General features: G+C 73.4%; 14 protein-coding genes. 8 read left to right on the top strand and 6 right to left on the bottom strand.

Features of this window, described 5'->3' with window-relative positions:
* Nucleotides 1–40: 40 nt before the first annotated feature.
* The 4 genes from HGB44_RS17055 (at nt 41) to HGB44_RS17040 (ending at nt 2,795) form a co-directional block, all read left to right on the top strand.
* Complete coding sequence (locus HGB44_RS17055; RefSeq protein WP_061079064.1) at nt 41–1,228, top strand: RtcB family protein; 1,188 nt, start codon at nt 41–43, stop codon at nt 1,226–1,228.
* A gap of 91 nt (nt 1,229–1,319) precedes the next feature.
* On the top strand, nt 1,320–1,757 hold the full coding sequence (locus HGB44_RS17050; RefSeq protein WP_061079065.1) for a hypothetical protein: 438 nt from the start codon (nt 1,320–1,322) through the stop codon (nt 1,755–1,757).
* A gap of 34 nt (nt 1,758–1,791) precedes the next feature.
* A complete protein-coding gene (gene mobA, locus HGB44_RS17045; RefSeq protein WP_061079066.1) occupies nt 1,792–2,391 on the top strand; it encodes a molybdenum cofactor guanylyltransferase in 600 nt (199 codons plus the stop codon).
* A 77-nt stretch (nt 2,392–2,468) separates the two neighbouring features.
* The gene (locus HGB44_RS17040) at nt 2,469–2,795 is read left to right on the top strand and encodes a hypothetical protein (RefSeq protein ID WP_061079067.1); all 327 of its coding nucleotides are present in this window, start codon (nt 2,469–2,471) and stop codon (nt 2,793–2,795) included.
* A 139-nt stretch (nt 2,796–2,934) separates the two neighbouring features.
* Here the strand turns inward: HGB44_RS17040 and HGB44_RS17035 are convergent, their stop codons facing one another.
* Nucleotides 2,935–3,144, bottom strand: coding sequence for a hypothetical protein (locus tag HGB44_RS17035; protein WP_013152454.1), 210 nt, complete (start codon nt 3,142–3,144; stop codon nt 2,935–2,937).
* Between the two features lie 546 nt (nt 3,145–3,690).
* On the opposite strand from HGB44_RS17035, the gene HGB44_RS17030 reads away from it, so the two are divergent.
* A complete protein-coding gene (locus tag HGB44_RS17030; RefSeq protein WP_013152455.1) occupies nt 3,691–3,900 on the top strand; it encodes a dodecin in 210 nt (69 codons plus the stop codon).
* A 197-nt stretch (nt 3,901–4,097) separates the two neighbouring features.
* Here the strand turns inward: HGB44_RS17030 and HGB44_RS17025 are convergent, their stop codons facing one another.
* The 3 genes from HGB44_RS17025 to HGB44_RS17015 all read right to left on the bottom strand — a co-directional run bounded on the left by HGB44_RS17025 (nt 4,098) and on the right by HGB44_RS17015 (nt 7,436).
* Nucleotides 4,098–4,886 (bottom strand): hypothetical protein, encoded by a 789-nt coding sequence (locus HGB44_RS17025; protein WP_061079068.1) that lies wholly within the window; start codon nt 4,884–4,886, stop codon nt 4,098–4,100.
* 152 nt (nt 4,887–5,038) lie between these two features.
* Nucleotides 5,039–5,773, bottom strand: coding sequence for a hypothetical protein (locus tag HGB44_RS17020; protein ID WP_061079069.1), 735 nt, complete (start codon nt 5,771–5,773; stop codon nt 5,039–5,041).
* A gap of 127 nt (nt 5,774–5,900) precedes the next feature.
* Nucleotides 5,901–7,436 (bottom strand): LCP family protein, encoded by a 1,536-nt coding sequence (locus tag HGB44_RS17015; RefSeq protein WP_061079070.1) that lies wholly within the window; start codon nt 7,434–7,436, stop codon nt 5,901–5,903.
* Nucleotides 7,437–7,927: 491 nt separating this feature from the next.
* On the opposite strand from HGB44_RS17015, the gene HGB44_RS17010 reads away from it, so the two are divergent.
* Together HGB44_RS17010 and HGB44_RS17005 are read left to right on the top strand one after the other, a co-directional pair.
* Entirely contained in the window at nt 7,928–8,836 is a 909-nt protein-coding gene (locus HGB44_RS17010; RefSeq protein WP_061079071.1) for an Lrp/AsnC family transcriptional regulator, read from the top strand.
* Between the two features lie 262 nt (nt 8,837–9,098).
* A complete protein-coding gene (locus HGB44_RS17005) occupies nt 9,099–9,851 on the top strand; it encodes an RraA family protein (RefSeq protein WP_061079072.1) in 753 nt (250 codons plus the stop codon).
* A gap of 279 nt (nt 9,852–10,130) precedes the next feature.
* Here the strand turns inward: HGB44_RS17005 and HGB44_RS17000 are convergent, their stop codons facing one another.
* Nucleotides 10,131–10,832 (bottom strand): FadR/GntR family transcriptional regulator, encoded by a 702-nt coding sequence (locus tag HGB44_RS17000; RefSeq protein WP_061079073.1) that lies wholly within the window; start codon nt 10,830–10,832, stop codon nt 10,131–10,133.
* 169 nt (nt 10,833–11,001) lie between these two features.
* Here HGB44_RS17000 and HGB44_RS16995 point away from each other — a divergent pair, with 169 nt between their 5' ends.
* The gene (locus tag HGB44_RS16995) at nt 11,002–12,288 is read left to right on the top strand and encodes a CynX/NimT family MFS transporter (protein ID WP_210751775.1); all 1,287 of its coding nucleotides are present in this window, start codon (nt 11,002–11,004) and stop codon (nt 12,286–12,288) included.
* Here the strand turns inward: HGB44_RS16995 and HGB44_RS16990 are convergent.
* Nucleotides 12,257–13,078 carry a CPBP family intramembrane glutamic endopeptidase gene (locus HGB44_RS16990; RefSeq protein WP_061079075.1) on the bottom strand — a complete coding sequence of 274 codons (822 nt, stop codon included), beginning with the start codon at nt 13,076–13,078 and terminating at the stop codon, nt 12,257–12,259. The genes HGB44_RS16995 and HGB44_RS16990 overlap by 32 nt on opposite strands.
* Nucleotides 13,079–13,080: the final 2 nt, after the last annotated feature.

Raw genomic sequence — 13,080 nt, 5'->3', positions numbered from 1 at the left:
GACCCCACAGGCCGTGCCGGGAAAGGGAGGTGGCCTGAACATGCCCTACACCGAGGTTTCCGGGGAACGCGTCCCCATCCGCATGTGGGCCGCGCCCGACGAGGTCGAGGCCGCGGCCATGGAGCAGCTGCGCAACGTCACCCGCATGCCGTGGGTGCACGGTCTGGCCGTCATGCCCGACGTGCACTACGGCAAGGGCGCCACCGTCGGATCGGTCATCGCCATGCGCGACGCGGTCAGCCCCGCCGCCGTCGGCGTGGACATCGGCTGCGGCATGACCGCCGTGCGCACCGACCTGACCGCCGAGCGCCTGCCCGACGACCTCCGGCGGCTGCGCTCCTCCCTGGAGGCCGTGATCCCGGTCGGCCACCACGCCCACGGCGAACCGGTCGACCCCGCGGCCGTCCCCACCCTGCGCGAGGCCGACTGGTCCGGCTTCTGGGCGGGGTTCGACGCCCTGGCCGACGCCGTGCACCCCCGCCGCGAGCGCGCCCTCCGCCAGATGGGCACCCTCGGCGGCGGCAACCACTTCCTGGAGGTGTGCCTGGACGACGGCGGCGCCGTGTGGCTGGTGCTGCACTCCGGGTCGCGCAACATCGGCAAGGAGCTGGCCTCCCACCACATCGAGCGGGCCCAGGCGCTGCCGCACAACCAGGACCTGCCCGACCGCGACCTGGCGGTGTTCGTCACCGGCACGCCCGAGATGGACGCCTACCGCCGGGACCTGTTCTGGGCCCAGGAGTACGCGCGGCGCAACCGCGACGTCATGATGGGCCTGGCCTGCCAGGCCCTGGCCGGGCAGGTCCCGGGCGCCCGCTTCGAGCAGTGGATCTCCTGCCACCACAACTACGTTGCCGAGGAGACCTACGACGGGGTGGACGTGCTCGTCACCCGCAAGGGCGCCATCCGCGCCGGTGCGGGCGACCTGGGAATCATCCCCGGGTCCATGGCGACGGGCACCTACATCGTGCGCGGGCTGGGCAACCCGGCCTCGTTCAACTCCGCCTCGCACGGGGCGGGACGGCGGATGAGCCGCAACAAGGCCCGCAGGACCTTCACCGAGGCCGACCTGGTCGAGCAGACCAGGGGAGTGGAGTGCCGCAAGGACCGGGGCGTCGTGGACGAGATCCCCGCCGCATACAAGGACCTGGAGGCGGTGATCGGGGCCCAGACCGACCTGGTCGAGGTGGTCGCCCACCTGCGCCAGGTGGTGTGCGTCAAGGGCTGAGGCGGGGCGAGGGCCGAGCCCCGCGACCTCCGCCCCCCGGGGCGCTCCGTCCGCACGGACAGCGCCCCGGGGGCGGCGTACCCTTCCCTGCATGGGACACCGACACCCGAGCAAACTCAAGAACTCCGAGGTGAGCCACGCCCGCGCCCGCTGGCTGCTGCGGGCGGAACTCGACGGCTGCGACGAGTGCCGCAGGGAGGGGGACCGCGAGGCCCTGACCGACCTCGCCGTCGGCGGCGTGTTCGACTCGCTCCTCACCGGGTTCGTGCTGTCCCGCACCCAGCACTGGTACTCCCCGAGCAGGCCGGTCCCGTACCCGGCCACGGTGTACCGCATCGCCCCCGTCGACGAGCGCGACTTCTGGCGCCAGCCCACCCAGCACTGCATGCGGGTGTGCACGGTGCGGGGCTCGGAGGACACCGGCGTGGACACCGCGCCCGCGCTCAAGGAACTGCGGCTGATGTCGATGGACCACCGCAGGACCGTCCTGGACGACGTGATGGACGGGCTCGCCGAGACGGAGGGGTGAGCACGGCGCCGCCGCCGTGGGCCATGCTGGGACCATGAACGAGACCCTGGACGCCGTCGTCCTCGCCGGGGGCGCGGCCCGCCGCATGGGCGGCGTCGACAAGCCCGGGCTGTCCGTGGCCGGACGCACCCTGCTGGAGCGCGTCACCGACGCCGTCCGCGCCCACAACGCCGGGGCGGGGGACGGGGGCCGGACGATCGTGGTCGGCCCGCCCCGCGAGAGCCCCCGCGCGCTCTACGTCCGCGAGGACCCGCCCGGCTCCGGCCCCGTGCCCGCGCTGCGCGCCGGACTGCCGCACGTGCGCACCCCCCGGTTCGCGCTGCTGGCCGCCGACCTGCCCCACCTGGACCCCGGACACCTGGCCGCCCTCCGCGCCGCCGCCGACGAGGACGCCGACGGCGCGGGCGCGGTGTTCGTGGACTCCGCCGGGCGCGAGCAGTGGCTCACCGGCGTGTGGCGCACCGAGGCCGTGCGCGCCGCCCTCGCCGACTACCCGGGGCGCTCCCTGTACGGGCTGCTCGGCCCCCTCGCCCCCCGCACGGTGGCCCTGACCGACGACCTGGCCGTGGCCGACTGCGACACCCCCGGCGACCTCGACCGCGCCCGCAGGATCCTGGAGCCGCCGACCGGTTGAGCACCGCCGGCGGGCTGGGAAACCGCTGACCGGTCGGGGCGCGCCGACGGGTGGGAGCCGTTGACCGGTCGGGTGCCGTGACGGGCCGGGTGCCGCCCCACCTGCTGGCGTGTGAACCCTTCGACCAGGGGAACGTGGACCGGCTCCTCATGCCGCTCCGGTCTCCTCGCGGCCGGTCGGAGGTCGAACCGCAGACACGGGAGGAGGTGGTGCGCCGACTGTTCGGTGCGGCCTCGGCGACACAGGGCGCGGCGGGGGAGACGGCGGCCCTCCTGGGCCTGCGCCTGGTGGAGGAGGCGGGGGACGAGGCCGACTGGGACGGGCCCTGGCCGCGGCTGCTCTCCCGCGCGGGCGACCTCGGCCACGAGAGGGTGCGCGCCGCCGTCTGGCGGATGGTGGTGTAGCGGGGCCCTCCCGGGCGGGGGGCGCGGTCTCCGGCCCTTCCCCGGCGGTCCTTGCCGTCCGGGAGGCGCTCCCCGCACCGGGGGCTCCCACCGACCTCGGAACCGCAGTCTCCGCACCCGGACGGGCCCTGCCGGCGGGTCAGCCCTCGAACTCGTCCATGGGGACGGTCTCGCGCAGGAACCCGCGCATGTCCAGGAAGGAGGACAGGTACTCGCGGTGCTCGTCGCAGGCCGTCCACACCTTGCGGCGGTCCGGGGTGTGCAGTTTGGGGTTGTTCCACACCAGAGCCCACGTCGCCTCGGCGCGGCACCCGCGCCGCGAGCACTGTGTCTCCGCCGGTTTACCCAATGCTGACCCCCAAGCCGGGAAACTGCCTCCATGGTCAAGCCACGGGCACGTTCGGGTCTTCGCCTCCGACCGCCCGCGCGGGCGGTCCGGGGCCGGACACAAGGCGACGCCGGGTGGTTACGGGGGCAAACCACCCGGCGTCGCAGGCGATGTTCCAACGGGGGCTCGGAACACCGCTTCCGCGCTTCGACGGGGGACCGAAGCGCTAGAACCCAATGTACACCGATGCCCCCCGGTGTACGTCAAGAGTCAGTTACGACGTTGTCTCGGGAGAGTTCCGTCGATACGGGGCCTTAAGTCCCTTACCAGTACTCACCTGGCATTTCCCCCATAACATCTGGCCCGCAGACCACGATCACCGGGTCAAGGGAACCCCAACCACGGGCCCCACGGACCCCCGCGAACGGCAAAGCGCCCGGCCCCTCCGCGCCGGTGCGAGACGGGTGCGCCGGGAGGGCTCCGTGTGGCTTCGGGGGATTACGGGGAGGCAGGAGACGGGGGGTCGCGCTCCGCGCGGCCGAGAACCGACTACGCAGGGGGTCCTACATGTCTCACAACACCTACCGCGTCACGGAGATCGTCGGAACCTCGCCGCAGGGGATCGACCAGGCCATCCGCAACGGCATCGACCGCGCCTCGGCCACGCTGCGCGGACTCGACTGGTTCGAGGTCACCGAGATACGCGGCCACATCGAGGAGGGCGACGTCGCCCACTTCCAGGTGGGCCTCAAGGTGGGCTTCCGCCTGGAGGAATGAGGACGGGCGGGCGCGCTCACGGCCCGTGTCCGCCGTGGCCGCGCCCGCCTCACCCCTCGTACCCGCAGCGGCTTCCCCGCGGCCCTCCCCTCGCGGCCGCGGCCGCTCCCGAGCGCCCCCGGCCTCCGTCGCCCCGTGCGCCCGCGTGCGGCTCCCCGGTGGCCTCCCCCCGTACCCGTCCCGTGGCCGCGCCCGCCTCACCCGCCCTCGGGGGCCTCCTGCCCGCGCTGCACGTCCACGTGCACGTGGTCCAGGTGGCGCAGGATCTCGTTGTCCGGGTCGGCCTCGTAGTCGCGCCACCCCAGCGACGGGAAGCTCGTGCTCCAGATCCGGTCGTCGAAGATGATCACGTCGATCTCGTAGTCCGGGGCGTGCGCGATCAGCCAGTGCGCCATCACCCAGCCCGCGCGGCGGTTGTCCTCGTTGACCGGCCGGTAGAAGACGTCGATCGCGCGGCCGTCGTAGTGCGCCGAGTCGTCGCCGTGGCCGGTGTCGAAGCCGCCCGGCTCGTAGCCGCCCAGGCTCAGACCGGAGAAGTGCTCCTCCATGCCCTCCAACAGGCGCTGGGCGCGCGGCTTCAGGCCCGAGGGCTCCAGCCCCTCCTGCACCTCCAGGTCGGGGTTCTTGGTGGAGCGGCAGGTCAGCGAGGGCCCGGCGTCCCCCTCGGGCCCCTCCTCCAGGAGCGTCATCACCGGCTCGGGGATGTCGCTGGTGTCGGGCGCCCCGATCGGGGCGCTGTCGCCCTGCACGGCGACGGCGGCCGCGGTGGTCGCCCGCCGGGCCTGGTCCCGGTCCAGGCGGACGTGCACCTCACCCGTCCACACCGAGCACTCCGGCCCCCAGGGCGTCGAGGCGGGGAACAGGTCGGTGTTGCGCGCCACCCAGCGCGCGCTCACGACGGCGGCGACGGCCAGCACCAACAGGACGGCCACGGCCATGAGCACGCCGGTCCACCGGCGTTCGGGCCGCGATCTGCTGTGTGTCATGCCCTGCTCCTCCGTGTTCGTGCCGGGCGGCGCTGTCGCCGCCGGCGCGTTTCCCAGAGAGTCAACTCCCGGGGGGACCCCCGGGTTTCCCGCACCGCGGACATTTTTCCCGTCGGGGCGGTTCTACCGCTCCCGGAGGCCGTCGCCGCGGGTCACCGGATCGACCACAGGACGAACAGGCCGCCCAGGACCAGGGTCAGCGCCCAGATCCGGTCCATGGTCACGCCGCGCCAGCGCAGCGCGTGCACCCCCAGGAAGTCGTGCGCGAGCAGCGCCGCGACCCCCGCCGCGACCAGCATCGCCAGCGTGTGCACGCCGGTCGCGGCCAGGCCGACCAGCGTCGCGTCCCAGAGGGTCCAGGCCCCCTCGGCCGCCGCCGCGCCCTCCGCCGCCGCGCCACCGCTTCCGGCCGTCTCCGCCACCGCGGCCGAGTCCGCCGCGGAGGCGCCGTGTCCGCCGTGCCCGACCCCGCCCGGGTGCGTGTGCGCGAGCTGGCCGGCCAGCACCGGCATCAGCATCAGCCCCGCGCCGTGCGCCGACGACATCAGGAACGACCACGCCGACAGCTGCCACAGCGGTAGCCGCACCTCGCGCCAGTGGAAGTGCCGACGCGTCAGCAGCATCACCAGCCCCACCAAGACGATCAGCGTGCCGCCCGCCACCGGAAAGAGCACCGACGCGCTGACCGAGCCGGTGGCGGTGATGGCCACGGCCGCCACCGCCACGCTCGCGGCGTGCCCGGCGGCGATGGCGGGCAGTGACCGCAGCACCTCGGCGCGACCGCCCTCCTGGAGGCCGCGGGTCACGGCCAGCAGCCAGCCCATGCCCGGGTGCAGGCCGTGGAAGGCGCCCAACGCGACGAGGGTCCAGATCTGCGCGGGGGTCACCGCGTCAGAGTCACACGGCGGTGAGCGACCCGCAACGGTCCGCGTCCGTCTGACCGACACCGGTCACGGGGGATTGCGCGCGGACCCCGCGGGGGAGCGGGGGCCGCGCACCGGGTTCAGCGCCCGGTCAGGGGCACAGGGCCTCCAGGTTGCTGGGCTCCTCGCCCACCTGGCGGCCCGGCTCGTCGGGCTCCTCCTCGTCGAGGCCGGTGTACTCCTGCCACTCGGTCAGCCCGTCCTCCTCCGGGGACCCGGTCGGCTCGGAGGGCTCGGCGGACTCCTCCTCGGCGGGGGCGTCGGAGGCCTGCGCGGTCACGTCGTCGCCCTCGGGGTCCCCTCCGGCGACGGCCTCGGCCACCAGGGCCTTGACCTGCTCCCAGTCCGGGTTGGCCGTGTTGACCTGGGGCGGCGAGAGCTGGAACGTGCTCATGCTCCCGCTGTCGGTGACCGTGTCGGCCAGGTCGACGAACGCGGGCACCTTGGCCTGGGGGATGTCCGTGCTCAGGGTGCGCTCCGTGGCGCCCGCGAGCCTGCGGTAGCTCGTCAGGACGGTCATCGGGTCGACCTGCTCGGCCACGTACTTGATCAGACAGCCCTGGCGGCCCATCCGGCCGTAGTCGTCGCTGTTGGTCCGCGAGCGGCCGTACCAGAGCGCGTCGTGGCCGTCGAGGCGGCGCAGGCCCGGCTCCAGCACCCCGCCGTGCACGCCGTAGGGGATCGGCTCCTCGATGAGCACCTCCACGCCGCCGATGGCGTCGATCAGGTCGCGGAAGCCCAACATGTCGACCATCGCGTAGTAGCCGATCTCCAGGTCGAGGTTGTACCCGATGACCTTCTTGAGGGTGTCGGCGGAGGGGTCGGCCGCGTCCGGGTTGAGCGCCAGCTCCTCGGGCTCCTCGGCCACCGTCTGGTACACGTCGTTGAGCAGCAGGTCGAAGCCGTAGGGCTCGGGGTAGCGCTCGGCCAGGGCGCTGTCCTCGGGGAAGTGCACGTTCTCCAGGTTGCGCGGCAGCCCCACCAGCACGGTGTCGCCGGTCCCGGTGTCCATGCTGGCCACCATCATGCTGTCGGTGCGCACCCCGTAGCGGTTGTCCGCCGAGTCCGAGCCGATCAGCAGCACGTTGACCCGCTCCTGGCCGTTCCAGGGGTCGGCCTCGTCGTGCGGGGGCATGAGGGGGTCCTCGTCGGCGTGGAAGACGCTGTTCAGCGTCTGGTACGCCGTGTAGCCGCCGTGCAGGGCCAGCGCCGAGGGCGCCGCGACGGTCAGGCACAGCAGCAGGACCACGGCCGCGCCGAGCACCCGCGAGCCCCGGGGCGCCCCCGCGGGCCGGGTGATCACCCAGGAGTGGACGATCACCGTCAGCCACAGCACCGCCACGACGAACACCACGCCCATGGCGCCCAGCAACCACCGGTCCTGCAGCGCCATGGTGGCCAGCCGCGTCATGGTGTTCGCCTCGTCGGCGCCCAGCCGCCACACCCACACGACCAGACCCAGGATCCCGGCCAGGTAGGCCCCCAGGATCACCGCGCCCGCGACCCTGCGGCGCATCCGCAGGTGGGCCAGCCCGGGAAGGGGAACCGACGCCGCGGTCCACAGCAGCGCCCGGCCCGTACCCGGGCGCGCGGGCGCCTCGTCCCGCTGATCGTCCTCCGCTGTCACCGGTGGTTCCTCTCCAGCCGCGGGGCGGACCGCCCCGTTGTCTTCGCCGTTCCCGCCGCGGTCGCCGTGCGGCGCCACGCCGCGGGCCCGGTCCCGTGTCCGAAACCCCTGTTGTGTACACGCCGGAGAAGGGTCACTTGTTCCCCTGAGAGTGGGGCCCGTGCTCTCCGGACGTACCGCGCGGGCCGTCCTCACTCCGGGCGTGGGGCCCGCGGGGTGCGTGTGCGGGCCCGACAGTTCAGTGTGGCGCTTTGCGCGAGTTTGTGCGCACCGCTACTCAGTCATGAGGGATGTTCTATACAAGTCTGTTATGTGCCTCGCATGCGGCTGATGGGGTATTGGCCGCCCCCTCCGGCGCGGCCAAAGGGGGAGATCAACCGATTTCTTTGGCGATCAGTAGTGCGCGCACGCCGCAGCTGCGATGATCTGGCCGCAGGAGGGGGCGTCGTCCGGGGGAAGGGCGGCGTCATGGGAATGAAAGGCAAGCCATCGTGCTCGATGCGGTTGACACCGCGCTCATGCGTGCGCTGCAAGGGGACGGCAGAGCGACGTTCCAGGCACTGGCCGACGGGGTCGGTCTGTCGAGGACCGCGGTACGCGCCAGAGTGCGCCAGCTCGTGCAGTCCGGGGCGATCAGGATCGTCGGGGTGCTGCACGCCGGAGTCGTGGGAATGGAGGTCCTCAGCCACGTGTCGTTCCGCGTCAGCGGGCCCGTGGGGCCGATGCTGGACGCGTTGGGGGAGAGGGAGGCGGTGACCTTCGCCGCGCACTCGGCCGGGCGGTTCCCGGCCGTGGCGCAGGTGCGGGTGGCCGACGACGCCGCCCTGACCAAGGAGCTCTCCGAGCTGCGCGCGCTGCCGGGGGTGGACGGTGCGGAGGTCTTCCGCGCCAACTCCGTGTTCAAGGACGCCCACAGCAGCGTCCGGGAGCTGCGCGACATCGAACTGGACGCCCTGGACTGGCGTCTGGTCCGGCAGCTGCTCCGGGACGGCAGGTCCTCCTACGCGGACCTCGCCCGCCAGGTGGGCCTGTCCCAGGCCGCGGCCCGCTCGCGGGTGGTGCGGCTGCTCGACTCCGGCGTGGTGCACGTGACCGCGCTGGTGGAGCCCACGGCGGTGGGGGCCAACGAGCGGCTGGGCTTCGGCCTGCGCTGCCGGGGCGACGCCGAGCTGCTGGGGGCCGCGCTGGCGAACATGCCCAGGATCTCCTTCCTGGCCAGCGGTTTCGGACGCTACGACGTCATCGGCACCCTCACCGCGCCCGACCGCTGCCAGCTGGTGGAGGCCCTGGAGGGGGTGCGCGCCACTCCGGGGGTCGGCTACGTGGAGTCCTGGGACCACCTGTCGGTGCGCAAGGAGCGCAAGGGGGGCGAGCGCCCCCTGGAGTGGGTCGCGCCCTAGGGGTCACCGGTCCGCGGCGCGGCGGAGGGAGAGGGGCGCGCCGCGGATGGCCGTCCGGGGCGGCGGGCACACTGGGTAGGCGCTGGCGGCTTCTCCGTCCGTATCTGTAACCAGCGGTAGCATTTTTACGTGTTTCCCGCGCGCATGGCTTGCGTCACGCTTAAGTTACCCATGAGTATGGGAAGGGGTCGGTCCGTACCGGCCGCACCGGGCGCGGGTGTAGTGGGAGGCTGACGTGGCACTGGCGGATACGTTGACGGCTGTGGGCACGGTGGCGCTCGCGCGGTGCGGCGGCAGGCCGTTCGGGACGCACCTGTTCTCCGTCTGGCCGGGGGCCGCCTTCGCGGCGACCGCCTTCCCGGTCCGCTGCACGCCGGGGGACAACCTCGCCATCCACGTCGCGGTGGCCCAGGCTCCTCCCGGCTCCGCCCTCGTGGTGGACGTCGCGGGGGAGGCCGAGTACGGCTACGTCGACGAGATCCTCGCCGTGGCGGCCAGCACCCGCGGGGTCACGGGCATCGTCCTGGACGGCTGCGTCCGCGACATCGCGGCCATCGCCCGGTGCGCGCTGCCGGTGTTCGGGGCCGGGGTCGCGGTGCGCGAGGCCGCGCACGAGGCCGGCGGCTCGGTGGGCCGCCAGATCAGCATGACGCCGGGCGGCCCCGCACCCCTGCCGGTGCGCCGGGGCGACTGGATCGTCGCCGACGACGACGGCGTGGTGTGCCTGCCCCGGGGGCAGGTCGGCTCCATCATCGCCGCGACCCTGGACAGCGTCTCGCGCGAACGCGAGATCATCGACGCCGTCTACGCGGGGGAGAGCACCCTGGACCTGCTCGGCCTGGACCCCTCACGGGTCGCGGGCTGGGAGGACCGCTCCGAGCACCGCTCCCGGCGCCCGGGGCGTTCGCGGGCCCTGGGCGCCCTCCGCGACACCGCCGCGCGCGGGGCCGAGGGGCACTCCCCGGCCCGTTCGCGGACCTCGCCGCGCTCCGCCGTGGGCGACCCCCGGGAGTGACCCCGAGGAGCCGTCCAGGGGCGGCCGGACCGGTGTCGGAGGGTGTTTCACCGTCTCCGGGGCCGCACGGCCGCGCGGCGTACCCGCCGGAGCCGCGCGGGCCCCTCCACGGCGGCTGGGGCCCGGCGTGTACCGGGTGCGGCTTGCGGCCCCCGAAACCCGTCCAGGCCCCTCCGCGGCCGTTGGAACCCGGTGTGCGCGCACCGGCCCGGGAACGCGTGGGAACGCTCCCAGACCGCTCGCGCGCCGCCTGGTCGGACCGGATCCGACGCGGGCCGCTCAGTCCTCGGTGAGCGAGAGCAGCTCGTCAATGTAGCAGGTGGCCTCCCGCGCGGCCCCGGTCGCGTCGGCGCCGCGGATCGCCTCGGTCAGCTTGGAGTGGTCCACGCCGTCGGTGGCCGAGGAGGGCCGGGCGGTGGCCTCGTCGCCCTGCTCGTAGGCCGTGTGCGCGATGCTCGCGTACACCACCTGCGCGATGTCGTCGTACAGGTCGATCAGCAGGGTGTTGTGCGTGGCGTTGACCACCGCGCGGTGGAACGTGAAGTCCGCCTCCACGAACGCGCCCATGTCGCGCTCGCGCCAGGCGGCCTCCCGCAGCGCCATGGCGCGGTCGATGTCGGCCATGTCCTCGTCGCTGTGGCGCAGCGCGGCCAGCCGGGCCGCCTCCACCTCCAGCGCGCGGCGCACCTCCAGGTTCTCCCTCAGGCGGGAGCGCTCCAGACGGCGCCGCAGGGCGCCGCCGAGCTCGCTGGAGGCCCGCACGAAGGTGCCCGCCCCCTGGCGGATCTCCAGCAGTCCGGCGTGGGCCAGGGCGCGGACCGCCTCGCGGACGGTGTTGCGGCCCACCTCAAGCTGGTCGGAGAGCTCCGACTCGGTGGGGATGCGGTCGCCCACGCCCCATTCGCCCGAGTCGATCTGTGCTCGTAGCTGACTGATGACCTGGTCGACGAGACCGGTCCGGCGTGTCGAGGCGAGGGGCACGCGTATACCTCCTAGGGGCGGGTCGCCGGATGACTGGGCCAGCGCACAGGTAAGGAACGGTTAAGGCCGGAGCTTAGACCAGTTGCGGGCGGGAATTGTCCTTGAACGGTAATGCGTTATCCTCATGAAGTACATCGGGTCATCCTATGAATTTCTGCGAGTCGTCTCCATGAGCGCCGGACCAGCCCCCCGCACCTCCGTGAAGAGCGGCCCCGCCGCAGGCCGGACCGCCCCGAGCCGTCCCCCGCGCGCGGTACTGCTGCTGCTCGCCGCCGGGATCGCCCTGGCGGCGCTGAACCTGCGCACCGCCATCACCAGCGTCGGCCCCGTGCTCGACGAGGTCACCACCGGACTGGGCATGACCGGGGTCGGCGCGGGGATCCTCACGACCCTGCCGGTGCTGTGCTTCGCGCTCTTCGGCGGCCTGACCCCCGCCCTGGCCCGCCGCCTGGGCGAGCACCACCTGCTGGTCTACGCGCTCACCGCCCTCACCATCGGCCTCGCCGCCCGGGCCGCGGCCCCCGAGCCGTGGATGTTCCTGGTCCTGAGCGTGGTGGCCCTGTCCGGTGGCGCGGTCGGCAACGTCATCCTGCCCGCCCTGGTCAAGGAGCACTTCCCCGACCGCGTGGGCCTCATGACCACCGTGTACACCACCGCCCTGGCACTGGGCACCACCATCGCCGCCGCGGCCACCGTGCCCCTGGAGCAGTCCACCGGAGAGTGGCGCGCGGCCCTGGGCGCCTACGCCCTCTTCGGCGTCGCGGCCGCCGTCCCCTGGCTGCTGGTGCTGCGCCACGAGCCCTCACGCGGCGACGCCTCCCAGGCCCTGGGCTTCGGCCAGGTGCTGCGCACCGGCCTGGGCTGGCAGTCCGTCCTCTACTTCGGCACCCAGTCCTCGGTCGCCTACATCATGTTCGGCTGGTACGCGCAGATGCTGCGCGACCAGGGAATGGACGCCCAGACCGCCGGCCTGGCGCTGTCCTACCTCACCGTCCTGGGCATCCCCATGTCCCTGGTGCTGCCCACGCTGCTGACCCGGACCAGCGACCAGCGCCCCTTCGTGCTGGCCTTCTCCGCCGCCTACCTCGCGGGCCTGGCCGGGCTGTGGTTCGCCCCGATGTCGGGGGTGTGGGCCTGGACCACGCTCGTGGGGATCGGCATGGGCAGCTTCGTCTTCGCCCTGACCGCCTTCGCGCTGCGCACCCGCACCGGGGCGGGGACGGCGGCGCTCTCAGCCGTCAGCCAGAGCCTGGGCTACCTCATGGGCGGCGCGGGCCCCTTCCTGTTCGGGCTGCTGCGCGAGCTCAGCGGCGGCTGGCACGCGCCCCTGCTCCTGCTGGCGGTGCTGGTCGTGGTCAACCTGGCCATGGGCCTGCTGCTGGGCCGCCCCCGCTACCTGGAGGACGCCATCGCCGCCCGCGGCCTCACGAGGGCAGCCAGTCCAGACGGCCGATGAGGTAGACCGAGCCGACGAAGGCCACGACGTCGATGACCGTGTGCGCCACCACCAGGGGCATCACGCGGCCGTGGCGCAGGTAGAACCAGCCGAAGACCAGCCCCATCACCAGGTTGCCGAAGAACATCCCCACGCCCTGGTAGAGGTGGTAGAAGGCGCGCAGCACCGAACTGGCCAGCACCGCCTTCCACGGCGTCCACCCCAGCTGCCCCAGCCGGTGCAGCAGGTAGCCGACCACGATCACCTCCTCCAGGACCCCGTTCTTGGCCGCCTGGAGCACCAGGACGGGCACGTCCCACCAGTTCCCGGCCAGGGTGCTGGGCTGGATCGTGACCGTCAGCCCCAGCTGCCAGGAGACCACGTACAGCGCCAGGCCGCTCAGGCCGATCAGCGCGGCCAGCAGGGCGCCGGTGCCCAGGTCGAAGCCGGGACGGCGCACGTCGAAGCCGATCGTGGCCGAGGAGTCGCCCGAGCGGCGCAGGAGGTAGGCCACCAGCAGCACCGGAACCAGGGCGTTGGCCAACGCGAACAGCTGCCAGGACAGGTCCAGCCACGGGCGTTCCTCATCGGCGCGGGGGCGTACCAGGCTGGCGGTCTGCTCGGCCAGGGACTGGGGCTCGGTGAGCACGCCGAGGAAGGAGATGGTCGCCGAGACCGCCGCGGCGCCCAGGGACAGGGCGAGCACGCACAGGATCTCCCAGCGCAGCAGTCCGCGTTCGGCGGGGGCGGAGGGGGCGGGCGGCGCCCCCTCGGGCAGTTCGGCGTCCGGGGTGTGGGTCTTGTCGGTCACGG

Origin of the sequence: Nocardiopsis alborubida, assembly GCF_012396365.1 — a bacterium.
Taxonomy (GTDB): Bacteria; Actinomycetota; Actinomycetes; order Streptosporangiales; family Streptosporangiaceae; genus Nocardiopsis; species Nocardiopsis alborubida.
The sequence above is the reverse complement of the archived record's forward strand: the minus strand, read 5'-3'. Positions and strand labels throughout refer to the sequence as shown.

What these genes read in the sequence shown, in the direction of transcription:
- HGB44_RS17055 (WP_061079064.1), top strand. Translation starts at nt 41, where the DNA reads ATGCCCTACACCGAGGTTTCCGGGGAACGCGTCCCCATCCGCATGTGG.
- HGB44_RS17050 (WP_061079065.1), top strand. Translation starts at nt 1,320, where the DNA reads ATGGGACACCGACACCCGAGCAAACTCAAGAACTCCGAGGTGAGCCAC.
- mobA (WP_061079066.1), top strand. Translation starts at nt 1,792, where the DNA reads ATGAACGAGACCCTGGACGCCGTCGTCCTCGCCGGGGGCGCGGCCCGC.
- HGB44_RS17030 (WP_013152455.1), top strand. Translation starts at nt 3,691, where the DNA reads ATGTCTCACAACACCTACCGCGTCACGGAGATCGTCGGAACCTCGCCG.
- HGB44_RS17025 (WP_061079068.1), bottom strand. Translation starts at nt 4,886, where the DNA reads ATGACACACAGCAGATCGCGGCCCGAACGCCGGTGGACCGGCGTGCTC.
- HGB44_RS16995 (WP_210751775.1), top strand. Translation starts at nt 11,002, where the DNA reads ATGAGCGCCGGACCAGCCCCCCGCACCTCCGTGAAGAGCGGCCCCGCC.